This window comes from Novosphingobium sp. TCA1 (assembly GCF_009811895.1).
GTDB lineage: Bacteria > Pseudomonadota > Alphaproteobacteria > Sphingomonadales > Sphingomonadaceae > Novosphingobium > Novosphingobium panipatense_A.
Map to the genome: position 1 here is coordinate 81,814 of NZ_BLJH01000018.1, position 22,066 is coordinate 103,879.

The 22,066-nt window shown below is 62.1% G+C and carries 22 protein-coding genes; 9 read left to right on the plus strand and 13 right to left on the minus strand.

From position 1 onward, the window contains the following. Positions 1-44: 44 nt before the first annotated feature. A complete protein-coding gene (locus NTCA1_RS18865; RefSeq protein WP_159831422.1) occupies positions 45-329 on the plus strand; it encodes a LysR family transcriptional regulator in 285 nt (94 codons plus the stop codon). 80 nt (positions 330-409) lie between these two features. Here NTCA1_RS18865 and NTCA1_RS18870 read toward each other — a convergent pair whose 3' ends face one another. The 3 genes from NTCA1_RS18870 to NTCA1_RS18880 all read right to left on the minus strand — a co-directional run bounded on the left by NTCA1_RS18870 (position 410) and on the right by NTCA1_RS18880 (position 2,854). After that, complete coding sequence (locus NTCA1_RS18870) at positions 410-826, minus strand: hypothetical protein (RefSeq protein WP_159831423.1); 417 nt, start codon at positions 824-826, stop codon at positions 410-412. Positions 827-910: 84 nt separating this feature from the next. Further along, positions 911-2,284, minus strand: a complete 1,374-nt coding sequence (locus tag NTCA1_RS18875) for a hypothetical protein (protein ID WP_159831424.1) — start codon at positions 2,282-2,284, stop codon at positions 911-913. Then, positions 2,285-2,854 carry a recombinase family protein gene (locus tag NTCA1_RS18880; protein WP_159831425.1) on the minus strand — a complete coding sequence of 190 codons (570 nt, stop codon included), beginning with the start codon at positions 2,852-2,854 and terminating at the stop codon, positions 2,285-2,287. A gap of 140 nt (positions 2,855-2,994) precedes the next feature. On the opposite strand from NTCA1_RS18880, the gene NTCA1_RS18885 reads away from it, so the two are divergent. The 6 genes from NTCA1_RS18885 (at position 2,995) to NTCA1_RS18910 (ending at position 13,830) form a co-directional block, all read left to right on the plus strand. Beyond that, positions 2,995-5,964 carry a Tn3 family transposase gene (locus tag NTCA1_RS18885; protein WP_159831426.1) on the plus strand — a complete coding sequence of 990 codons (2,970 nt, stop codon included), beginning with the start codon at positions 2,995-2,997 and terminating at the stop codon, positions 5,962-5,964. Between the two features lie 64 nt (positions 5,965-6,028). Beyond that, on the plus strand, positions 6,029-6,787 hold the full coding sequence (locus NTCA1_RS18890; RefSeq protein WP_374705205.1) for a bile acid:sodium symporter family protein: 759 nt from the start codon (positions 6,029-6,031) through the stop codon (positions 6,785-6,787). Positions 6,788-7,418: 631 nt separating this feature from the next. Further along, a complete protein-coding gene (locus NTCA1_RS18895) occupies positions 7,419-7,985 on the plus strand; it encodes an RNA polymerase sigma factor (protein ID WP_159831463.1) in 567 nt (188 codons plus the stop codon). Continuing rightward, on the plus strand, positions 7,982-8,968 hold the full coding sequence (locus NTCA1_RS18900) for a FecR domain-containing protein (protein ID WP_159831428.1): 987 nt from the start codon (positions 7,982-7,984) through the stop codon (positions 8,966-8,968). Before NTCA1_RS18895 ends, NTCA1_RS18900 begins: the two co-directional genes overlap by 4 nt. A gap of 105 nt (positions 8,969-9,073) precedes the next feature. Next, positions 9,074-11,659: a TonB-dependent receptor gene (locus NTCA1_RS18905; protein WP_159831429.1), complete on the plus strand. Its 2,586-nt coding sequence runs from the start codon at positions 9,074-9,076 to the stop codon at positions 11,657-11,659. Between the two features lie 164 nt (positions 11,660-11,823). Next, the gene (locus tag NTCA1_RS18910) at positions 11,824-13,830 is read left to right on the plus strand and encodes an Atxe2 family lasso peptide isopeptidase (protein ID WP_159831430.1); all 2,007 of its coding nucleotides are present in this window, start codon (positions 11,824-11,826) and stop codon (positions 13,828-13,830) included. 53 nt (positions 13,831-13,883) lie between these two features. Here NTCA1_RS18910 and NTCA1_RS18915 read toward each other — a convergent pair whose 3' ends face one another. The 8 genes from NTCA1_RS18915 to NTCA1_RS18950 all read right to left on the minus strand — a co-directional run bounded on the left by NTCA1_RS18915 (position 13,884) and on the right by NTCA1_RS18950 (position 19,936). Next, on the minus strand, positions 13,884-14,015 hold the full coding sequence (locus NTCA1_RS18915; protein ID WP_159831431.1) for a benenodin family lasso peptide: 132 nt from the start codon (positions 14,013-14,015) through the stop codon (positions 13,884-13,886). 223 nt (positions 14,016-14,238) lie between these two features. After that, on the minus strand, positions 14,239-15,927 hold the full coding sequence (locus NTCA1_RS18920; protein ID WP_159831432.1) for an asparagine synthase-related protein: 1,689 nt from the start codon (positions 15,925-15,927) through the stop codon (positions 14,239-14,241). Between the two features lie 89 nt (positions 15,928-16,016). Continuing rightward, positions 16,017-16,628 (minus strand): lasso peptide biosynthesis B2 protein, encoded by a 612-nt coding sequence (locus NTCA1_RS18925; protein ID WP_159831433.1) that lies wholly within the window; start codon positions 16,626-16,628, stop codon positions 16,017-16,019. Positions 16,629-16,767: 139 nt separating this feature from the next. Further along, positions 16,768-16,890, minus strand: coding sequence for a benenodin family lasso peptide (locus NTCA1_RS18930; protein WP_159831434.1), 123 nt, complete (start codon positions 16,888-16,890; stop codon positions 16,768-16,770). Between the two features lie 124 nt (positions 16,891-17,014). Beyond that, positions 17,015-17,620: a GntR family transcriptional regulator gene (locus tag NTCA1_RS18935; protein ID WP_255490543.1), complete on the minus strand. Its 606-nt coding sequence runs from the start codon at positions 17,618-17,620 to the stop codon at positions 17,015-17,017. Continuing rightward, the gene (locus NTCA1_RS18940) at positions 17,617-18,504 is read right to left on the minus strand and encodes a phytanoyl-CoA dioxygenase family protein (RefSeq protein WP_159831436.1); all 888 of its coding nucleotides are present in this window, start codon (positions 18,502-18,504) and stop codon (positions 17,617-17,619) included. The genes NTCA1_RS18935 and NTCA1_RS18940 overlap by 4 nt, the downstream gene beginning before the upstream one ends. A gap of 11 nt (positions 18,505-18,515) precedes the next feature. Further along, complete coding sequence (locus tag NTCA1_RS18945; RefSeq protein ID WP_159831437.1) at positions 18,516-19,127, minus strand: acyl-homoserine-lactone synthase; 612 nt, start codon at positions 19,125-19,127, stop codon at positions 18,516-18,518. 77 nt (positions 19,128-19,204) lie between these two features. Beyond that, entirely contained in the window at positions 19,205-19,936 is a 732-nt protein-coding gene (locus NTCA1_RS18950) for an autoinducer binding domain-containing protein (RefSeq protein ID WP_159831438.1), read from the minus strand. A 260-nt stretch (positions 19,937-20,196) separates the two neighbouring features. Here NTCA1_RS18950 and NTCA1_RS18955 point away from each other — a divergent pair, with 260 nt between their 5' ends. Together NTCA1_RS18955 and NTCA1_RS18960 are read left to right on the plus strand one after the other, a co-directional pair. Then, on the plus strand, positions 20,197-20,397 hold the full coding sequence (locus NTCA1_RS18955; protein WP_159831439.1) for a transcriptional regulator domain-containing protein: 201 nt from the start codon (positions 20,197-20,199) through the stop codon (positions 20,395-20,397). A 109-nt stretch (positions 20,398-20,506) separates the two neighbouring features. Further along, complete coding sequence (locus NTCA1_RS18960; RefSeq protein WP_159831440.1) at positions 20,507-20,980, plus strand: DNA -binding domain-containing protein; 474 nt, start codon at positions 20,507-20,509, stop codon at positions 20,978-20,980. Between the two features lie 33 nt (positions 20,981-21,013). Here the strand turns inward: NTCA1_RS18960 and NTCA1_RS28525 are convergent, their stop codons facing one another. After that, positions 21,014-21,181 carry a hypothetical protein gene (locus tag NTCA1_RS28525; protein ID WP_201282546.1) on the minus strand — a complete coding sequence of 56 codons (168 nt, stop codon included), beginning with the start codon at positions 21,179-21,181 and terminating at the stop codon, positions 21,014-21,016. 174 nt (positions 21,182-21,355) lie between these two features. Then, a complete protein-coding gene (locus tag NTCA1_RS18965) occupies positions 21,356-21,928 on the minus strand; it encodes a MucR family transcriptional regulator (RefSeq protein ID WP_159831441.1) in 573 nt (190 codons plus the stop codon). Positions 21,929-22,066: the final 138 nt, after the last annotated feature.

A 22,066-nucleotide genomic window follows, 5' to 3' on the forward strand; every position in this document is an offset into this window, starting at 1 on the left:
CGAACGGCTCGGCGAGCGGCACTCCTGTTGGCCGGCGCTAGCGTATGTCCAGGGACGACCTAGCTGATCTGGTTGCCTTTGCCGCGGTGGCTGAAATGGGCAGCTTCACGAAAGCCGCATCGCGGCTCGGCGTATCGCAGTCGGCATTGACCCGGGCGGTGCAGCAACTGGAGGGCCGGCACCAAATTCTGCTGCTTGAACGGACCACCCGACGTCTGTCGCTAACTCCTGCCGGAGAGGCACTGCTCGACGTCGTTCGCCCTGCGCTGCAGATCATTCAGAACCAGCTCGCGCTTCTCGAAAGTCAGCGGGAGCTGCCTTCTCCTTGAGGCGGCGGTCACGCTGGCTCGGCTCGCACAACGAGGGCGCCGGCCGGCAGCCGATTTACTGGTGCTGGATGGTGGGTCGATTATCGGCGTAGGGCTGCGAGCGCGTCAGGTACGATCGTGTAGACCGCCTCGCGCTGCGCCCCACGATTTTCATGATCGACGCGGTAGCCTTGATAATGGCGCCGCAGCAGCCCGGCCCGAACAAGGTCCGAGACTGCCCGGCTAACGTTGCAACGGCCCGAGCGGCGGACGCGCTCACGCACCTTCTGCTCGATGAGAAGATCGGCTTTGGTGGCGTCAACAGGGAGCGCGTTCGACTTCTCGAGGTCCTCGCGCACCGCTTGGACCGTTGAGCGTCGGCGTGCGTCGCGCTGCGCCATCGGGACTAGACCGTCGCAAAGCCAATCCCGCACCGGCATCGCCGCGCCGTTGACAGCAACGCTCGGACCTGCCCGGCCTTTTTCGTCGGCAATCTCAGCGATTAGCTGAAGGAGCATATAGGCAAACTTGAGGGCATAGCGTGGAAGGTACGCCAGACAACGCTAAGGGAGAACAGTGCAGGAACGGCAGTGTGATGGCGGTCAACAGCGGAGATCGATGATACCCAGTTCGTTCCACATCCACGTAAAATCATAGGTAGCCATCGGATCGCCCGCACCGGATTTTGCCGAACCATTCTCTATATATTTGAGCCAGTCGGCGACTTTCGGTCGGCCTGCCTTGGTGCGGGCCAGAGCGCGTGGTGACTTGTTACCAAGCGCAGGCACCGGCTCGTCAAGCGTTTTCACATATTCACGGGTCAGCATGTCGTGAACGATGCGCTCCATTTCGTCCGGCGGGATATCGAGCGGCTCTTCCAGCGGAGCGCGTGCGGCATCATCGGCCATGAACTGGGCCATAGTCCGGATTTCGGTCATGGGTGCGCTCACGCAATCACCAAGCCATTCGCCTATTTGCGCAATCGCCTGCTCCGCGCGGGCGGCGCTGTTGACCTCTACGATCAGTTTGCGTCCCGCCAACTCGACATTGGCAAAAACGGGTGTGCCGTCCTCCATAGTTGTCACAAAAGCCTGCCCGCTTTTGGTCGTTCGTGGTTTCCTCTTCTTCGTCACCGGCGCCAACCAGTTCCAGAAACTGTCGCTGGCAGGTTCAAGCCAGGAGGCTGCGTCCAGCCTTCTAGACACGCTCTTGCCGATTACGCCCTTTGCCAGGGGGAAGACGATCCGGTGGAACACAAGATCATCGCCATCGGCGTTAATCATATCCGGAGTGCTGCCGGGCATCGCCTTGCCCAGGCAATCGAGCAGCCACATATTTGTGAACATCGGTCCAGATGCCCGCAGGAGAGCGTCCTGGTCGAGTGGGTCCAATCCGACAGTGTCCTGTGCATCGTCCGCAAGTCGAGAAAATGCGCCGATTACGCGCGCGGCGCCATCAGCGCTGAACGGCAACAGCGCTCCGGAAATGCCGTAGCGACCGTTCACGTCAACAATTCTGGCTGCGACCTTGTCCCAGTTGACGAGGGTCTGGGTTGCGCCGTGTTCCCGCACCGTCACCGGGGAAGCGTCGCGCAGCAGATCGCGCAAGGTCATTGACTGGCCGGGGACGACCTCGCTGACCTCATAGAGCGACATGACCGTATCGCGTAGCGCGCGCATGTAGGCTTTGTTCGGCGCCTTTTCGTTCCAACCCCGGCGCTTGAGATAGTCATCGACCAGATTGCCACCGTCCGGTTCCATTTCCTGCGTGAGCAGATCTTCAAAGGCGCAGCCCCATAGCGGCCCTTGCCAGTGATCACCGATGATTTCGAATATGGCGTCAGGCTCAAGTCCGGTTGCCTCGCACGCCGGACCGAGGTGCGCGGACAGCATTTCGGCCATCGCTTCATCCCAGGGCTTACGATCCGCGTATTTCATCAGGCCCGAAAGATCATGGGCGGATTTCGGTCTGGACATTCAGGCGGGCCTTTCCACGCCGAGACGGCGCATTTCGCGATATATGGTTGATCGACCGATACCGAGTTGTCGTGCAGCCTCTGTCGGGGAGATGCGAGCTTCGACCAGCTTAATCGCGGCATACACCTTGGCCATGTCGAGCGGCTGACGGCCAGGTTGCTTGCCCTTGGCACGCGCAGCCGCGATGCCGTCCCTGGTCCGCTCGGAGATCAGACGTCGCTCGAAATGGGCGATCGCGCCGAACACATGGAAGATGAGTTCGCCGGCGGCCGATGAGGTATCGATCTTCTCCTCCAGGCTCAAGAGCGCGATGCCCTGCCCGTGCAGCGTCTCGACCGTGGTGAGCAGTTCGCTGAGCGAGCGCCCGAGCCGATCGAGCCGGACCACCGCCAGCGTGTCGCCCTTGCGGGCATAGGCGATCAGGTCGGCGAGACCGGGCCGCTCCATGCTTTTGCCCGACATGACATCAGTGAACAGCTTTATCGCACCGGCCTTCTCCAGACGCATGATCTGGCCTGCGACATCCTGGTCGCCTGTGCTGACGCGGGCATAGCCCAGAATATCGCCCATGCCATGCGTCTCCAAAATGGCCGTTCTGTGGACGCTCTGAAGCGCGACCACTTCGCCCTATCCAAATCCGTCCACATACTATGTCTCTTTACTCATCGCTGTCCATAGGCGCAAATGACCTTTTGTGGACGGGAATCGGCATGACCAAGCGCAAGCATCAACTGCTGACCGAAAGCGAGCGCGATCAGATCCTCGCCATCCCGACCGACCGCGACCGTCTGGCCCGGCTCTATAGCTTCGAGCCTTCGGACATGGAGATCATCGGCGCGCGACGTGAACGAGGGAACCGGTTGGGCGTCGCGCTGCAACTCGCCCTTCTGCGGCATCCCGGCGTCACGCTCGCGCAGTTGGTACGCGACAGGGGAGCGATTCCCCATGAACTCGCCGCCTTTGTCGCGGAGCAACTCGGCCTGCGCGTAACGGATCTGGCCGACTATGCTGCGCGGGATCAGACGATGACGGACCATGCCCGTGAGTTGGCGGCGAGCTTGGGCCTTCGGGGGCCGACCCGCGCAGACATTCCCTTCATGATAGAGGCGGCCGCGAAAATGGCATGGGCGACCGACAAGGGGATGACGATTGCGAACGGCGTTATCACCTCACTGCGCGAGGCCAGGATTCTGTTGCCGTCGATCTCCACCATCGAACGCGCCAGCAGCGCGGGACGCGCGCGTGCCCGCAAGCAAACCGCCTATGCCCTGATCGCCGATCTCAGCGCCGAACAGGTCCACGCCCTCGATCAGCTCTTTGACGATGCCGGCGGCATGAGCCAGCTCGCTATGCTCAAGACAATCCCCGTCGCGGCCAAGCCCGATCACATCCGCCAGATTCTCGACCACCTTAGGCAAGTGCGAAAGATCGGCATTCCCCCGGACGTGGCTGGCCGCATCCATGCGGATCGCTTCCGGCAATATGTCAGGGAGGGCAGCGCTTCGCCGGCCTATATGATCGAGCGCTATATCCCCTCCCGGCGTCGCGCCACGCTGGTTGCGTTTCTGCTCGATCTCGAAGAACGGCTGACGGACAGCGCCCTGGAGATGGCGGACAAGTTGATCGGCAGCATCTTCACCCGCGCGAAGAACGCTCAGGCGCGTAGCTATGCCACCACATCGAAGAACGTGGCGCGGCTGATGCTGATCTTCCGCAGGACGATCGACGCGCTCACCGAGGCGGTCGACACCGGCGAAGATCCCTTGGACGCGCTGGACGCATCGGTCGGATGGACAAATCTCCTGAAGGCGAGGCCGGAGGTGGCCTCGATCGCGGAGACCGCCAGCCTCGACCCGCTGACAGTTGCGGCCGATCGCTATGCGACGTTGCGCAAGTTCGCGCCCGACCTGCTTGAGGCGCTTGAGTTCCGCGCCGGGAAGGGTAGCGCGAAAACGATCGCCGCCATCGAGATGCTGCGCGCCCTCAACCGGTCGGGCAAACGCGATCTGCCTGCCGACGCTCCAATGCCGTTCCGCAAGGAATGGCGGAAAATCGTTGTTGGCGATGACGGCAAGATCAAACGGAGGCTTTGGGAGATCGCGACGATCGCGCATCTGCGCAACAAGTTGCGCTCCGGGGATGTCTGGGTGGAACGATCGGCAGGGTATCGCCGGTTCGACAGTTACCTGCTTAGCGAACCCAAGGCGAAGCCGATCGTGTCCGCCCTCGGCTTGCCGCCGACTGCCGGCGAATGGCTAGAACAGCGAGGCCGCGAGCTGGAATGGCGGCTGAAGAAATTTGCCCAGCGCCTGAAGCGCGACACCCTGGAGGGTGTGCGATACCGTGACGACCGTCTCCAGATATCTCCGGTTCGCACGATCGCCACGCCCGATGCCGACGCCCTGGCCCACCGGCTCGATGCCATGATGCCCCGCATCCGCATCACCGAATTGCTGCATGAGGTAGCACAGGAAACCGGCTTTCTCGCAGCATTCACCAACCTGCGCACCGGCGAGCCGTGCCCCAATGAAAACGCGCTGCTTGCCACCATCCTCGCTGACGCCACCAATCTCGGCCTGTCGCGCATGGCGGCCGCGAGCCAGGGCGTCACGCGCGATCAGCTTCTATGGACCCATGACGCCTATATTCGTGACGACAGCTACCGCGCGGCGCTGGCCGTCCTTATCAATGCACACCACCGCCTGCCATTCTCGCGGGTCTGGGGCGACGGCACCACGTCCAGTTCCGATGGCCAGTTCTTCAGGGGCGCAAAGCGTGGCGCATCGGGGGGCGACATCAACGCCCGCTATGGCGTCGATCATGGCTTCAGCTTCTACACCCATAATTCCGATCAGCGTGCGCCCTACCATGTCAACGTCATCTCGGCCGCAACACATGAGGCTCCCTACGTCCTAGACGGCCTCATGAGCCATGCAACCGATCTGAAAATCGTCGAGCATTACACTGACACCGGCGGGGCGACCGATCATGTCTTCGCCCTATGCGCTATGCTGGGATTCCGCTTCTGCCCACGCCTGCGCGACTTTCCCGACAGGCGGCTTGCGCCAATCGCGCCGGTAACGGCCTATCCGTCGATCGCTCCGCTCTTGGGCAAGCGCATCCGCACCGACGTCATCGCTGAACAATGGGATGACGTGCTCCGCCTCGTAGGGTCGATCAAGGCCGGCCATGTCACGCCGTCGGTCATGCTGCGAAAGCTAGCCGCCTATGAACGGCAGAACCAGCTCGACGTCGCGCTACAAGAAATCGGCAAGATCGAGCGTACCCTGTTCATGCTGGACTGGCTCGAAAATCCTGATCTGCGCCAGCGGTGCCATGCGGGCCTCAACAACAGCGAACAACGTCATGCCTTGACGCAGGCGATCTACACCTTCCGGCAGGGCCGCGTCATCGACCGCAGCCATGAAGCCCAGCAATATCGGGCGTCCGGCCTCAATCTGGTCATCGCCGCGATCGTTTATTGGAACACGATCTACATGGACGTCGCCGTCCAGCATCTGCGATCTACGTCTGCCCCGGTGCCTGATAATCTCCTTGCCCATACGTCCCCGGTAGGCTGGGAGCACATTGCTTTCTCCGGCGATTTCCTCTGGGATAGAGCCGCCGCTTCCGCTGGCCGCAAGGCTCTCAATCTACCCCCGGATAGCCGCGCAGCCTAAGCGTTCGCTGATTGTTCGTCCTTAGCGTTGTTTGGCGTACCTTCCACGCTATGTCCTCTATCTGGTGTTTCCCGTCCTCGGGCTCGCGGTGAGCGCACTGCCTTTCCTAGATCCGCCGGTCGCGATGGGAATCCTCTTCCTGACCCTGCTCCCCTCGACCGTGCAGTCGTCGATCGCCTTGACCGCGATGGCGAAGGGCAATGTCGCAGGGGCAGTCTGCAGCGCTTCGTTTTCCAATCTAGCGGGTATCTTTGTAACGCCGCTGTTGGTCTCGGTGCTCATGACCGGGAAACAAGGGGGATTTTCCATCGAAGCGGCGACGACCATCGCCTTGCAGCTTCTCCTGCCATTCATCACGGGCCACCTGCTGCGCACCGTGATCGGTGCGTGGATTGCTAGCCAAAAGCATCTGATGATGGTGGTAGATCGTGCCTCGATCCTGCTCGTCGTCTATACGGCCTTCAGCGCGGCAGTAGTTCAGGGTCTATGGAGCCGGGTGTCCTTGGCGGATCTTGCCGCGATCCTGGTGGTCTCTGGAGTGCTCCTGGCGCTTGTCCTGACTCTCACCGCCCTACTCGGCCGCTGGCTTGGCTTCAACAGCGCCGACCGGATCGTCCTGCAGTTCTGCGGATCGAAGAAGAGCCTGGCCTCTGGCGTGCCGATGGCAGGGGTGCTTTTCGCGCCTCCCCAAGTCGGCGCAGTGATACTGCCGTTGATGTTCTTCCATCAGCTGCAGCTCATGGTTTGCGCCATCCTCGCGCGTCGCTACGGTGCCGAGACGGACCGCGCGCAAATGGATGGCCTAGCTATGGCTTCGGTTTAACCGTCGCGCCGGATCTCATCATCAACAACCAACCGCACCCGCGCGAGGAGCTGCGTCACCTCCAGTGGGATCAAGAGCATCGATCAAATTGATAACACAAAGTATGTAAAGCGCGGTGCCGCGGACCGAATGCGGGCACAATGTCCTGCGTGGGTGGAGCACATCTGGCGCGTCATTCTTGCTTTTCCGCAATACACAAGGGCAAGGAAAGCAAAGTGTGCCGATCGCTTCGACAAGGGCTCTTCGTGCAGACGAAAGCGAGTTTCGCGCGTCGACAGAGTAAAACACGTCAGGCGCGGCCAAACTGTGCCATTTCGGGCACGGTTCAATGGAAAGTGAATTTCCGCTTGCAGACTGGTGAGAGTTCATTACCTTTTCCCAAGCGTTGCACCATGTGAGCAATGCCGAGGCGTGAGAACCTCGCAAGAGAAACAGTTTCCATTACGTCATCGTGTATTCGGCTGACGTGACCGGGTAGTTGATGCTCTGTCCAGGCTGCTTGCGGCTAAAGGCATCGACGCGTGCTCTTGTGCGTTTCTCACCACCCGGTCTTAGCCGGTCCTGCCTCGTAATCGAGGAGAGCCGTGCACATGGAGTTGCTGGTCACTTTCTGCGAAACCGATTGCAGCCGATGCGCTTCGGGTTGAGTCTGGCCCGCGCGGGGGTCGACGAGTCCGACCCGCTCCCCCCCGATCACGATCGCCCGAGCGGAGAGGCTGCCGCTCTCGAGAAACTCTATCGCCGTGAACGCTCCGGCCTTGTCGGCTTCGTCGCGCGAAAGGCAGGTTTCGACGATGCAGAAGATATCGTCCAGCAGGTCTTCGCCCGGTTCGTAGCCAGGGGGAATGCAGAAACTCTTGAAAAACCGGGCCCATATCTGCGGCAATGCGCCCAGAACCAGCTGGTCGACAGAGCGCGTGTCGCGGGGCGGCGGGGGCAAGACAAGCACGTGCCTATCGAAGAAGTCTCGCTGGCGGACAGCGATCCGATTGCGATGCTCGAGGCGCGCGACCGACTGCGCCGCATCGAGGATGCGCTAACCCGCCTGAAACCGCTGACGCGTCAGATTTTTCTGGCATGCCGGGTCGATGGCGTTAGTCATGCCGAAATCGCAAAGCAGACGGGCTTGAGCGTGAAAGGGGTGGAGAAGCACATGGGCAAGGCGATCAAGCACCTCGGTCGGCATTTGCGGCCATGACGGACGGTGAGGGGTACTCGCTTGCCGATCAGTTTCACGGAGAGGCGTCGAACTGGCTGTTCACGCGAAACGCTGGAGAGCCGGGGATCGAGGACAAGCTTGCCATTTGGCTGGAGGCTGATCCGCGGCACCGCGAAGCTTTCGATGAAGCCGAAAGAGTCTGGGGAGGTTTGCGCGAGTTGAAGCGCAGCGAAATGCGCCCATTTGGGATCGGCTCGGAGAGGCTGGGGCGCGCGCCCTTCTACATGCGCCGCAGCACGCATATAGCTGTGGGCGTTGCCGCTTCCATCGCCTTGGCGTGTTTCGCCGCTATTGCGCTCGCATCCAACCCTTACATTCCCGAACTGATCACCCCGGCATCCGCAGCGACATACAAAACCGGTCTCGGGGAGATCAGGACCTTTCGCCTCACAGATGGGCCTTCCATTACGCTTGACACCGACACCGAAGTGAGAGTTGGCGGCCATCGCGGGGAGCAGCGCCTTTTCCTCCTGAAAGGCCGGATACGCGTCGATGGTGGAGTGGGCGCGCGCCAATTCGTAGTTGCCACTCCGCAGGGAAGCGTTCGTGTCGATGGGCCCGTGTTCGATGCCGCCAATGTTGATCAGCGCTTGCAAATTGCTGCGCCGGCGGAGGCGATTGCCGTCACGGGCGACGTGGGTGGGATGTCAGAGCTCAAGCTGTCCTTGGGTGAGGGAATAGAGTTCGCAAACGGCCGGATTGCCGCGTCCCATTCCAACAGGGGATGGCCTTCCGGGATGCTCGCTCTCGACGGTGCTCGGCTCGATGATGCGGTCGCAGCGCTGAACCGATACAATCGCACCAAGCTTGTACTGGCGGGGAACAATCTCGGCCGCCGACCTATCAGCGGAGCCTTCCGTGTAAGTGAGCCGGGCAATTTCGCCGCAGTTATTGCCAGGATGTACGACCTGCGTATTGATCGCTCCCAACGTGATCAGATCAGGCTTTCGCCGCCGATCTGATCCCAGCCTCTTCCTCTTCAAAAAAATGTGGGGGGACCGTCAACCCTACGGCCGTCTCCATCCTTGACCCGCCGACGTTCGGCGCAGGGGTGAAACGGCAGAAAAATGAAAAAGACGGGATATGGCATTACGCTGTGGTTGGCGACGACGTCGCTGACCGGAGTACTTATTGGCCCGACGGTCGCACACGCGCAGCAAACTGCGCGACTTTCCATCGATCTTCCGGAGCAGCGCCTGGCAGATTCGCTACGGGCTCTGGCCCTGCTCTCGGGCCGGACGGTCCTTGCGGATGACGGGAGCGTCGCCGCGAGGCGCGCTCCCGCTCTGCGCGGGCAGTACACGTTGGAGGAGGCGCTGCGCCTGCTGCTTGCAGGCAGCGGCCTCGAAGCAGTGCGCAGCCACGACGGATTTGCCGTAAGGTATATCGCCGCACATGTCCTGCCAGCCGGTCCCGAAGCTTTGGAAACAGCCGACGCCGGTCCTGCGATAACGGTTACCGGCAGCCGTATCCGCGGTGCGCCGGTCACTTCTCCCGTGATTGCGGTCGACGCCGATCAGATGCAGGAGCAGGGAAAGACCGAGCTTGCCGATGTGGTGCGCAGCATACCGCAATCGTTCGGCGGCGGCCAGAATCCGGGCCTCGGTTCCAATGTCCCTACTGCAAGCGGCGTCGATGTCGGCGGAGCATCGACGGTCAATCTGCGCGGTCTCGGCAGCGATGCCACACTGACTCTCATCAATGGACATCGGCTTGCGTACAACGGTTCGCGGCAAGGTGTCGATATTTCAGCGCTGCCGTTTGCGATGGTCGAGCGCGTCGAGATTGTCGCTGACGGCGCTTCGGCGCTCTACGGTTCGGATGCCGTGGCCGGTGTCGCCAATGTCATACTTCGCCGCGACTACGACGGCATCCTTACATCGGCCAACCTCGGCACTTCCACAGGGGGCGGCGATTTCCGCCAGCAGTACGGTCTCACCGCCGGGAAGCGGTGGCGGTCGGGCGGCTTCGTTGGCTCCTACGAATTCGCGCGCAACTCGCAAATCCTGACCGGGGATCGCCGTTTCTCGGCATCACGCCCGGGCAACACGCTGATCCCGCCGATGAAACGGAACGCTTTTGCCGGTGCGGCCCACCAGGATCTGACGGATACACTCACTATCGAGGTCGACGGCCTGTTCAACAACCGCGACAGCGTACTTGTCCAGCCAAACAACACGGCCGGCAATCTTGCGGTCAGCCGGACCGAGAAGGTCTCGCAGAGCAAATCGTTCTCGATCGCGCCGTCGCTCAAATTGAACCTTCAGGGGGGCTGGCGGCTGGCGCTTTCGGGGGTCTACGGCACCGAGGACGTCCATCTTGCCAGCAATTCCTACGTTGGAAACACGCAGACCGGCACCATCCCGCTCTGTTACTGCAACAAGGGCAGTTCGGCGGAACTGGCCGCGGATGGACCGCTGTTTGCATTGCCGGGCGGCCCCGCCAAAATCGCCATGGGGCTCGGCTATCGATACAACCAGCTGTTCATTGATCGCGGGGCCGGGAACTACCTGACCGGCCACCATTCGCAGGACAGCTACTATGCCTACGGCGAGCTCAGTCTCCCGGTGGTTTCGCCAGGTCAGAAGATCAGCTGGATCAACCGGCTGAGCTTCAGCGGGGCCCTTCGTTTCGAGCATTATCCTGGGATCGACGATGTCTTGACGCCGAAGCTGGGCATGATCTTCGCGCCCGTTCCGGATCTCGCGCTCAAGGCCAACTGGGGCAAATCCTTCCGGGCGCCGACCCTCTACCAACAGCATCTGGCGCAGAGCGTGCTCTACTACAATGCGTCGTCGCTCGGGGGCACAAGCGGCACCGCGATGTTGCTCACCGGCGGTAACCCCGATCTCAAACCGGAAAAGGCGACGAGCTGGACGACCACGCTCGAATACAAGCCGCATCAGGTTCCGGGTCTCGGACTGCAGGTCGGCTATTTCTCGACGCGCTACACCGACAGGATCGTCACGCCGATTACCTACGCCTCACAGGCGCTCAGCAATGGCCTCTACGTGCCCTACGTGGAGCGGAGCCCCAGTCTTGCCGCCATCGACGCGCTGGTCGCCAACTCCGCGACATTCTACAATGCCACCGGCGCGCCCTTCGACGCTTCCCAGGTTGTCGCCATTGCCAACAACACCAGCGTGAATGCGGGCAATCAGCGCATCCACGGCGTCGATATCTTGGCCGATTACACCCAGGATCTCGGAGAAGGGGCAGGCTCGCTCGCGCTCTCTCTCAACGCCAGCTATCTGCGCAGCACCCAGACCCTGATCGCCGGGGCGGCGACGACGCAGCTTGCGGGCACCTTGTTCAATCCGCCGCATTGGCGCGGGCGTGGGAGCGCGACATGGAGCTTTGACGGGTTTTCGCTTAACACCACGGTGAGCCGGATCGGCGGGGTCGATGACGAACGCGCGGTGACGCCGGTCGATATCAGCGGCCAGACGACGGTTGACCTGACGGTGCGCTATGCCTTCCAGCAGCCGCACGGTCCGCTGCGGGGCCTCGTTCTCACCCTCACGGCGCAGAACCTCTTCAACGACACACCGCAGACCATCGCGACAACCAGTATCTACGACACCGCATTCGATACGACCAACTACTCCGGGATCGGGCGGTACATCGGCTTTGGGATCACCAAGGCATGGTGAGCGTATCCGTTCCGCCTGTCCGTTCCCGTGCTCTGGCGGCGTTTTTCATGGCAGGTGCCGCTTTCCTTCCTTCGATTGCATGGGCGCAATGCGAGGATTTGTTGCCGCCCTTTAAGGGCAACCAGCCTGCGAATGCAGCGAGGTCGCCAGGCGCTGGTAGAACCTTGCGACCGATAACGGCCGACGATCTGGTCCGGCTGCGCGATCTTGGGCCAGCGGACGGCTCCGTCACGGACAAGCCGAGTCCATTCGGCGTTTCGCCCAGCGGCAAGGAATCAGCATTCGTGCTCAGCCGCGCAGACCCAGACAGCAACAGCTACTGCCGGGCTCTGGTCGTACTGGACCTTGAAAGCGGGGCTCTGCGGATCGTCGACCGCGGCGGCGACTACATGTTCGATGCTTTCCCCATGTATGGACGGGTGCTTCGGAACGGCTTCACGGCAGTCGTTACGCCGCGGTGGTCGCCTGATGGATCGTCGATTGCCTACCTTCGGCGCGACAGCGATCGTGAAGGCGGCAAGGTGCAGGTATGGACAGTGCAGGCGAACGGGGAAGGTGCCCATTCGGTCACTCAATCTACCGTCGATGTGGAAGCGGTTTCATGGAGCGATGACGGGAGGCGGCTGCTCTATTCCGCCCGTTCGTCCACCGAGGCGGCAGAGCGAGCCCTGATGCGCGAGGGCAGGTCGGGCTGGCTCTACGACGAAAAGATCGTTCCGACCATTGGCCCGACGCCGATCGTTCCGGTGCAACAGCTCGAAACGCTCTCGATCGCGGCCGACGGCACCGGTTCCCGGCGAGCGAATGAAGGGGAGGTAAAGCAGTTCGAGACCCATATCGCGGTCGATAATGCCTTGCGGGCCGTCCGGTCCGACGGTCGCCGGGCCTCGGCAGGGCACATCGACAACAACACTTATGCGCCCCGCCAGATCACGATCGAAGCGGCGGAATCGTCTTCGACCGATCAACCTGGGGTCAAGTGCTCGGACGCAAGTTGCCGCGGGGCCTTCATCGGCATCTGGTGGCAACCGGATGGGAAGAGTGTGTTGTTCCTGCGGCGTGAGGGCTGGAACAAGGAAACCGCGGCGCTCTACCGTTGGTCCGGTGAAGCGGGCGCGGTGCCGGTATCGGTCCTCAAGACCAGGGATACCCTTCTGGGATGCGTCCCCGCCGGAGTGAACCTGCTGTGCACCCGCGAAAACGCGGTCACGCCCCGGCGGGTGGCGCTAATCGATACAACCAATGGCCAGATCTCCGACCTGTTCGATCCGAATCCCGAGTTTGCCGGCATCAGACTCGGTAAGGTCGAACGGCTCCACTGGCGCAACAATCTTGGGCTGGAAGCCTGGGGCGACCTTGTCCTGCCGCCCGGCTACCGCAAGGGCACGCGGTTGCCGATGGTCGTGGTTCAGTATCACAGCCAGGGGTTTCTGCGGGGCGGAACCGGAGACGAGTACCCGGTCCATGCCATGGCCGCCGCAGGGATTGCCGTCCTGAGCCTTGAACGTCCGGGGCCGGTTACCTCCCTCCATCCCGAGGTGCGGACCATGGATGATGCTCTCAAGGTTCTGAGCAAGGATTGGGCCGAGCGGCGCAGCATCCAATCCTCGATCGAAACCGGGGTCAAAGCCGCTGTCGATTTGGGTGTCGCAGACCCCAGGCGGCTCGGCATAACCGGACTTAGCGACGGAGCGTCGTCCGCGCGGTTTGCACTGATCAACTCGAACCTCTTCAAGGTCGCGGCGATCAGCACATGCTGCGTCGACGAACGGGCACTGACCTACAACGGGCTAGCGGTCGAAAGGACCTTCGAGGCGATGGGCTATCCGCCCCCGGCCCGGGAGGACCCGGAATTCTGGAAACCTTATTCGTTCGCGCTGAATGCCCAGAGGTTGGGCCAGCCGCTCCTGATGCAGCTTGCCGATGACGAGTACCTCGGCGCCCTCAATACTTTTGCGGTCCTCAAGTCCGCCGGGCGACCGGTCGAGATGTTCGTGTATCCTGGGGAGCACCACAACAAGTGGCAGCCCGCTCATCGCGGCGCTGTCTACACGCGCAATCTCGACTGGTTCGCGTTCTGGCTGCAGGACAGGGAAGATCCCGATCCCGCGAAGCGAGCCCAGTACGAGCGGTGGGAAGCCCTGCGAGATCGCCCTCGGCCGCGTCCCTGACCGATGGGTGACGAACCGCGGCCGCCTTGCCATTCGGCGGCCGCGGTTCGCATTCAGTCGTCGCCGAGGCCGGCTTCCGGGAAGCCAAGCGCTTCATCGATGGGCATCGGCCCGCCGCCGTGGGTCTCGGTGCTTGCCGCGCCGAGATCGATGAGATCCTCGGACCGTTCGTTCTCACTTGCCATTATCGTACTCCTCGTTTGTGCTGCCAGGGGCGGCAGCATGTTCGAGGCTATGGCCGGGCCGGGGATATCCGAAATAGATACGGATTCGATTTCGCGAATATCAGATCTGCCGGTTTCCAGCATCTTGCGTGGTTTGTGGTGTGCGGTGCAATTGAAAGCGCACCGCAGAATACGGCGCGTCGTCTGCTCGAAAAGAAGCACGAAGGATGAGAATGCGTTGGGTTTAGGCCCAGCTGGCGGCCCAAGCTTCGGCTTCGGCGAACTGGAGGACCCTGCGAAACCGACTATCGCGGGGAGGGCGCGGATCGTCGAGCACCTCGAGCACTGCAGCCCTGTCGATCACGCCTTGCCGCGCGAGTTCGCCGTCGGCGAGTAGTTCCCTGATCTGCGGGCGCCAGGTTTCGAAGATCTCTGCTGTGAAACTGTCCGGAGTGCCTTTCGAGTGCCGGAATATCACATGTTTGGGGAGGTCCAGCGCGAAAGCCTGCCGCGCGGCGTAGCGGTTCAGCCCCCCGCCGAACCACAGCCAGCTTGGAATGCGGAGACAGGCTTCGACGAGCGGCTGGGAAAGAAGGGGGGCAATGACCTGCGGCGCAGATCGAGGGTCCAGTGTCTCGACATAGCTCTGTCCCGCTCCGATCATGCGCGCATGGGCCTCCTGTCCGGGAAGGAGCTTTCCCGGGCGAGGCCGTGGACCATCGTTCTCAGGGTCCGTAAGGGAGCCGCAGAGCATGCTGATGTCACAGGGGGTGCCGGATGAGCGTTTACCCAGCCATGCCCGCCGGACCCCATCCGCGATGATCGTTGCAACCGGGACCTCGGTGATCTCGCTCAGGATGCCGGCCATGCGCCAGGCCGTCTTGCCGGGACCGAAGGTTCGCAGCGCATCAGCGACCGGGTTCGAGGAGTGCAGCGAGCAGAAGACCTGATCGCCGCCGCCGCCATTCAAAATCGCCCCTGCATCCGTTTCGCGGGCAAGACCGTGCGAATGGCGCAGGCTTTCCTGCCACATGAACCTGCCGGAAGGGCGCGGCAATCCGGCGGCGCTGCTCCAGTTGATATCGATCTCGTCAACCTCTCGCTGTCTCTCGTGGAGGATGATGCCGAGATGGTCGCAAACGGCCCGGGCATAATCGCGCTCGTCTCCCAGCGCGTCGCGCGTTACCAGGGTCATGGCCTCGACATGGACACCGGCCCCGACAAGCGCGGCGGCGAGGATCGAGGAATCGACCCCGCCCGACAGCATCAACACGGTGCGCTTCAGGCCCGAAGTTCTGGAACCGATGCACATGCGCGTCTGGTCAGCAACGAGTGCGATAGCATCTTCGATATGGTCGATCCGCGGCGCAGCGCAAGCCTGGGATGGGGACCAGACCGTGGCTGCTCGCCGGCCCCGAGGCCCGAAAGCCTCCATCGTGCCGCCGCGCAGTTCCCGCACGCTCCAAAGGCATGTGGCCGTCGAAACGCGGTCCTTGCGGGCCAGTTCACGTGCAAGCTCGCTCCAATCCACCAGAGGATCGTAGAGGCCGAAGGCGCTCAGCATATCGACGTCGCTGGCGATTGCGAAAGCTTCGCCGACAGGCACGACAAGGCAGGGCAGCTCGCCGAGCGGCGCGCGCAGCACGCGGATTTCGGGAGTGTCGGCGTCGTGCACGATGGCGAGGTAAGGTCCCCAGTATCGATCGATCAGCTCGCGAAAATCGCCGGCGGCGATATGGGCTGCTTCTTCGCTGCTGAAGCGCGTGACCCGCGATCCATCATGCTTGCGAAAGACCTCCCCGATCACGGCACCGTGAGGGCCAAGGGGAATTGATGCGTTGGGGCCCGCCGCGAGCGTGACGGACCCGGTGTCCAGCGCGACGCTCCATGCGTCCGAGTTTCCGACACGCGCGGTGAAGCCTTCCCAAAGCATCGGATGTGCGCCCGGCGAAGTGCGAAGGAGGCCGACGAAGCGCGAACGGGTCAGGTTGTTTCGGGCTTCTAGATGCGGAGAAACGCGCATCATACGACCAGGATCGGGGTAAATGGCCGGACATTGTCCAGACGGTCATTGAGCAGGTCGGTACCGGCCTGAACCCAGCAATGGGCGGCAAACGGCCGCAGGTGAACGCCCATGACCAGATCGACCGGCCAGCCCCGGGCGAGCGCGTAACGGGCAAGGGCGAGCGAGCGCGGAAGGCAGCGATCGTGCGCCTGCGTCAAGCGCGCCGTTCTTGCGAACTGGCTCGCGAGGTCGCGCATAGCCGCTTCGTCGATTTTTCGGGTGTCCCTGATTGCCGCCTTGCACTCGGAAAGCCCTGAGATCATCCGGTGTAGCCGGCCGATCCGCAATGCGAACCGCGCCAGGGAAATCCGTACTGCGAGCATTCCGATGGCGAGTGGGCGCGCGGCTTCGCGCGGAGCGTCGAGAAAGCTGGTCCGAGCACGACTAGGAAGCAGGCAGGGCGCGACTGCCGTCGGTCCCGGTACTTCCGCCAAAAGGCCTGACAGTAGCAGCGGCGCGGCATCATCGGTTCGCTGCGCATCGCCAGCGTCCGACAGGATAGACCGGAACGCTGCTTCAAGGCGCGGCGAGAGGCAAAAGTAGCGATCCGCGGCCAGATCCAGGAACACCAGTCGGTCGCTTACCTCGCAATACGTCAGATCGCTTCGCAACCTGTACCCCATGACCACCTCCCGCACATGGCCCGGTCGGGCCCAAAAAGGTCGGGCCGCGATCGGCTACCAGCGCCGGTCGCGACCCGCTCTTCTGTCAGTCGTCGGAGAGGCCGGTGACCTGGCCGAGGATTTCATCGGCGGGAACCTGGCCCTGGCCATGCGTCTCCGCGCTGGCGGCGCCGAGTTCGATCACGTCTTCGTTCAGTTCGCGTACCATTTTCCTTCTCCTTGTCGCGCTGCCGTAATTGGCAGCAAGAGCAAGACTAGGTCTTGGCCACGGGTATCGAAAATTTATACGGATTCGATCTGGCGAATATCAAATCTGCTTCAGACGGCGCGCTTCATTCTGTTCGGTAACGCCGGCGAAGCAATTCGGCAGCGGACTTCAGACGCCGCCGATGATAGGAATTCACGAATTTCTTGAGGTCTTCGATGCCTTCTGCACGCGTTGCCTCCGTCAGTCTTTCAAATTCGCTATCGAGATCGTCAAAGGTTTCAGGTTCGCCCAAACGGACAGCGTGCAGCCTGGCATTCGCCTGGGAAATGGCGGGAATGTATTCGGCGTGCCCCGACGCGTGCACGATCGCGCTGAATGCGGCGGCGATGCGGCCGGGATGGTCCATGGTGCCTGGCGGCGGTAGCTCGATCAGTGCCATGGAACCCGCCGCGCGTCGCAGTGCAAGGCTCAGTATGTCGGCAGACCAGCCGATAAGGTCCTTGAGTCCGGGCTCGTCGAGGAGCGGCAGGTGGTAGCCCGTACTAGTGCGCGTCTCGACCAGCCTTTCGCCGACAAGACGGTTGAGCGCCTCGCGAACGGGCGTCGTGCTCGAGTTCAGCTGCCTTGCCAGGATCGCGGGATCGAGGCGGATTCCCGGTGTGGTTTCCCGGCTGGTGACGAGATCGTGCATGTCCAGGTAAATCCGTTCGGATGTTGGACCCGCGTTCATGTCCGTGGTCCAGCGTGGTGGGTTTCGGCTTCAGTCAGCTGCGCGACGAGGGCGGCCTGGTCCGGGCGCAGTGCATCGGTTGCCGCCAAGGGACGATCTGGGTCGAAGCGTTCACCCAGCAGAACCGATGGACATTGGCCTTCGAAGTTGCCGAGATTGGGCCGGTGCTGCCGGTATCCGACAAGCGCGGCGAGTTCGCGATCGAACTGCCCGGCGATCCCTGGTGGGTAAGCCAGCCACTGGTTCTCGTAGGGTTTAAGCCAGCCCAATGAGTAGCCGACGACGATCCCCCGGCGGACGGTCTCGGTACGATTGTTACCGGCGCCGTGCAATGTCGAACCAAGGAAGAGGAGCGCTGCTCCGGGCGGCATTTCAATCGCGATGGGTGGTTCGGGAGGAACGGGCTCCATGGCGGCAGGGCCATGGCTCTTTGGCCAGACCAGCGTTGCCCCATTGTCGTTGGTGAAGGGAGTAAGCGGCCACATGACATTAACGAGGTACTCGGCATGACCCTTCGGAGCCGCCCACATGTCCTGGTCGCGGTGTGGCAACTGCGCGGGCGCGCCGCCGTGGACGGCGATCGCCTGCGTGGTGTTGAGCTGAATGCATTCGCACCACGGCAGCAGGATCTGCTCGATGATCGAGACGATCAGCGTGTGGCGAACAAGGGCCTCGGCGCGGGGCGACCGTATCAGCAGGCGTCCGAAGCGTTTGGTTGTCGCCCCGTAGAAGCCGCCCTCGCAGAACGGGGTTGCCTCGAACCGCTCGGCGAGCTCGCCGTCCAGAGCTTCGACCGTCTGCCTGGAAAGCGCATCGGCAATGATGCAATATCCATTTTCCTTGAGCTCGGCGGCATAGTGCGCGACTTCGCAGAAGAGATCCATGATCCTCTCCTTCAATTGGCTGCGAGAGGGTTGGAAAACCACGGCGAAACAATCCCGGCATCGAGAATGCGCTGAGGCGTGTCACGGTCGATCTCGATATAAAGCGCGGCCAGCATTTCGCCTTCGTGGTGGCGCGGTGGCCCCAGTGGGCGACAGGTCCAGCCGAATGCCAACACCTGGCGGAACCATCCCTCCGATGCGATCGCGGTGTAACCGGTAATGCCGTTCATCAGGGCACATTCGACCAGGCGGCACACGAGAGCGTCCCTTGCTTCCCGGCGATCCGCCGCCCGCAGCCGCCGGTCGAGGCAGAACCGCGTGATCTCGCGGATCGTCGGCCCGCACGGAGGTCCATCGGCGCAAAACCCGGCGTAAAAGCTACCCAGGATATGCGCCCGTGTTGTCGGCAATATTCGCGTGGATGCGAGGTGGGTGCCGTCCTGTTCCGAGAGTATCAGGTAGCGGGCATGTTCGTTGTCGAACTGGTCGATCTCGTACTTCCCCGCAAGCACCGGCACGTCCCACTTGAGCAAGTCGACGAATACCGACTTGCGCGCAGCGAACATCGCCCGCATCGCCTCGTCAGGTGCTTCTTTCCCTTCAAAGGTCGTAACGTTGAGCATGGGTCTGACTCCTTGACCGTGATCGGCCAAGGGTCAGCCCGTTCAGGCCATCGGCGCCATATCGGAAAACCGATATGTCATCGGCGAAAAATCTGGGTCAACGTGATCGTCCCGTCGAACAGTGCCCGGACCACCAGTAATGTGCGTTTGGAAACTCCGTAACACTCGCAGGCATTCCTGAGATGCAGACCCGCGGTCTGCTTAGTGACCCCTGTAAGGTCGGCGATCTCGCCATCGGTCTTCCCCAGGGCGGCAAGGGCAGTGAACTCGCGCTGACGCATGGTCAGAACGGGCGCACCGGCGCCGCCGGTACCTCTTCCGCTCGAGAGACGACGCGCCTTTTCGAAAGCCCAGGTGCCGAACAGCTGCGCCAACGGCAACAATGGCTCATGGAGCGGAATGCCGGTGCCGGTGACGAAGGTCACCGACCCATTCGCTTCGCCGGGGACGTTGATGGGCACGGTAAAACCATTACCGATCCCCTGTTGGCGTCCAAGTTCCATGATCTTGTGATCCTGGAGGTTGAGTGGGATCATCGCGGGGATTTCTCTCCACGCAAATCCGCTTCCTGTCACATGGCTGGCGCGGTGGACCGGGTCACTGAAGCCGATGCCGTGGCGGTCGTAGAAGTCCGCCCATTGCGGCGGGTAGTTATGAAGTCGCATGACGCGTCCACCGGCATGCATGAGGTCCACGTGATGGGTCAGCGCGTAGCGCTGAAAGCCAAGCGTCGTGGTTGCTTCGGTCAACACCGCGCCGAGGTCGTCCATCGTTGCCGACATTTCAAAGAGGCGCCAGAAGTACGCCATCAACTCGATTACTTGCTTGCCCAAGGTCCGACATTACGAGCACCGGCGGCGTCTCTTGCCCCCGGAAATCCGGTGATCGCCCTTCCTGTTTTTATGAAGCCGGCCGGCGGTTTCTCAAGCCGCTACCCGGCAGGTTTTGTCGCAAATGTGTCATATCATTGCCGGGCCCCATCGAAGTATACCTCAAAAGGGGTATCCGGCCCGTACAGCGATGAAAATGTTGTAATAGCAAGGATTGCAGCCGGTTCGCGGCGGCCGAGTTGAGCACGCCGCATAACCGCTGGATGCCGCACTGGCGAAATGGCGAGGCCTATGCGCGTCTCGCTCAAACCGATCGCGCCGGTCTGATGTGGGAATGGCTTCGCCGCGATCCCGGTTATGTGGATTGGCATCTCCAGGCGAGCCGGACAACTGGCGGCACGCATGGCGAACCCTCGAAATGGGGGCTGCACTTTCGCTGAAGACCCGGCCCGGGATGCGCTCTCGGCCCGGATCCTTTGGCATGCCGGTCTCGATCCGGGGACGCTCCGGGTCGAAGCCGAATTGGGCCGACCCGGTGACGCCGAGTGCATGGACATGACGCGCCTGGCGCCGTGGCTGACCGTGGTTCAGGGACAAGAAGGGCATCAACATGCAGTCCTGTCCGACGGACGGCGGCGAATCAGGATCGACGTCACGTCAGGGCGATTGGCACCGGAACGCTCGATGCGCCTGCGTTTCCGGCTCGACGGTCTGATATCGGCCGAGGCGGGCGTTCTGCCGATGCGGCGCCTGCTCCTGCTTTACAAGCACCGCCGCTTCGGGCGGATGCTCTATCCAAGAGACCCCGCACTTGACCGCGGTATCACGCTGCTGCGCGTGCATGACGCTCTTGCGGCGGGTGCGACGCATCGCGAAATCGCCAATGTTCTGTTTGGACAGGACAATGTGGATCGCGGCTGGGACCACACGTCCGACTCCCTGCGCTCGCGCATTCGCCGGTATACTCGCCAGGCACGTTCGATGGCAGGCGGCGAGTTCAGACGGCTGATGGGTGGCGGCTGACGTATCGAGATCGGTGGCGGCGGCGGCGTGGCTTCACTTCTCGGTCTCGCCAATAAGCTTCGCGCAGGCGAGAGCGCCGATCATGTAAGGACCCTCGTCCCTTTCACCGGCGCGTATCTGACGCAGGAACTTCCGGTTATCGAGGCCACGCCGCTCGAGTTCGGACGCCACCGCGGCCCGGAGATCCTTGATCCTGTCCATAATCATATGCCTCCAAAAGAGAACATATAAAGAACATAAATCGAGTCGGTCAACATCGGCGCGGCGGGCGGAGGCGCGGGAGCGAGACTCGGGTTTTAGACGCGACCGGCGCGGCAGGTGGGGCCGCTTGACCAGCACCTGCCGTGTTATCGGTGATGAATGCTTACGCCTGGTTTATGCCTCGCCCGCGGCAATCCCGAGTTTCTTGCGCGAACGCGGCTTTGTCGTCCTGGGGCTGGGTTCGATAGCGGGCTTTGGAGCCGAATTCCGAGCTGCCTTGGGAGCCGCTTCGGGAGCAGGGGCACCGGTAGGCTCGGTGATCGGCTGCGCGCTGCCGCTCGCTGCTATCGCCTTGCCGCGCGGTTTGCGGCCAAGGCCGATCCGCTTGGCGAGTTCCTTGCGGGTATTCGCGTAGTTCGGGGCAACGAGCGGATAGTCGGAGCCGAGGTTCCAGCGCGCGCGGTACTCAGCCGGCGTCAGTTCATGGTCGGTCGAAAGATGGCGCTTGAGCATCTTTAGTTTGGTCCCGCACTCCAGGCAGGTAATGGCATCGGGCTTTACCGAGGCGCGCAGGGAGACAGCGGGTTTGCGCTCTTCCTGGACAGGCTCTCCTGGCTTGCCGAGGCTGTCCAGCGATCCGTAGACGGCAGCGATCAGCCGCGGAAGTTCTTCCGTCGAAACGGCATTGTGGCTGACGTGCGCGGAGATAATGTCTGCGGCCAAAGTAATAAGTGTTTCGTTCGCCATGCTGCTTTTAACCCGATCGTTGTATGTGCGAGGAAGTCGGCACAAGCATAATGCGGTATCTGGCGCAAATCTGTCGAGCGTAAAGGCTATCGATTTCGAGTAGCGTTCTATGTGGGGACAAATGTGAATTTTTGCCTA

Bases quoted from the DNA above. Each gene is read 5' to 3' on its own strand.
- NTCA1_RS18865 (WP_159831422.1), top strand. From the start codon at position 45: ATGTCCAGGGACGACCTAGCTGATCTGGTTGCCTTTGCCGCGGTGGCT.
- NTCA1_RS18870 (WP_159831423.1), bottom strand. From the start codon at position 826: ATGCTCCTTCAGCTAATCGCTGAGATTGCCGACGAAAAAGGCCGGGCA.
- NTCA1_RS18875 (WP_159831424.1), bottom strand. From the start codon at position 2,284: ATGTCCAGACCGAAATCCGCCCATGATCTTTCGGGCCTGATGAAATAC.
- NTCA1_RS18880 (WP_159831425.1), bottom strand. From the start codon at position 2,854: ATGGGCGATATTCTGGGCTATGCCCGCGTCAGCACAGGCGACCAGGAT.
- NTCA1_RS18885 (WP_159831426.1), top strand. From the start codon at position 2,995: ATGACCAAGCGCAAGCATCAACTGCTGACCGAAAGCGAGCGCGATCAG.
- NTCA1_RS18895 (WP_159831463.1), top strand. From the start codon at position 7,419: ATGCGCTTCGGGTTGAGTCTGGCCCGCGCGGGGGTCGACGAGTCCGAC.
- NTCA1_RS18900 (WP_159831428.1), top strand. From the start codon at position 7,982: ATGACGGACGGTGAGGGGTACTCGCTTGCCGATCAGTTTCACGGAGAG.
- NTCA1_RS18905 (WP_159831429.1), top strand. From the start codon at position 9,074: ATGAAAAAGACGGGATATGGCATTACGCTGTGGTTGGCGACGACGTCG.
- NTCA1_RS18915 (WP_159831431.1), bottom strand. From the start codon at position 14,015: ATGGCAAGTGAGAACGAACGGTCCGAGGATCTCATCGATCTCGGCGCG.
- NTCA1_RS18920 (WP_159831432.1), bottom strand. From the start codon at position 15,927: ATGCTTTGGGAAGGCTTCACCGCGCGTGTCGGAAACTCGGACGCATGG.
- NTCA1_RS18930 (WP_159831434.1), bottom strand. From the start codon at position 16,890: ATGGTACGCGAACTGAACGAAGACGTGATCGAACTCGGCGCCGCCAGC.
- NTCA1_RS18935 (WP_255490543.1), bottom strand. From the start codon at position 17,620: ATGAACGCGGGTCCAACATCCGAACGGATTTACCTGGACATGCACGAT.
- NTCA1_RS18940 (WP_159831436.1), bottom strand. From the start codon at position 18,504: ATGGATCTCTTCTGCGAAGTCGCGCACTATGCCGCCGAGCTCAAGGAA.
- NTCA1_RS18945 (WP_159831437.1), bottom strand. From the start codon at position 19,127: ATGCTCAACGTTACGACCTTTGAAGGGAAAGAAGCACCTGACGAGGCG.
- NTCA1_RS18950 (WP_159831438.1), bottom strand. From the start codon at position 19,936: ATGGCGTACTTCTGGCGCCTCTTTGAAATGTCGGCAACGATGGACGAC.
- NTCA1_RS18960 (WP_159831440.1), top strand. From the start codon at position 20,507: ATGGACATGACGCGCCTGGCGCCGTGGCTGACCGTGGTTCAGGGACAA.
- NTCA1_RS28525 (WP_201282546.1), bottom strand. From the start codon at position 21,181: ATGGACAGGATCAAGGATCTCCGGGCCGCGGTGGCGTCCGAACTCGAG.
- NTCA1_RS18965 (WP_159831441.1), bottom strand. From the start codon at position 21,928: ATGGCGAACGAAACACTTATTACTTTGGCCGCAGACATTATCTCCGCG.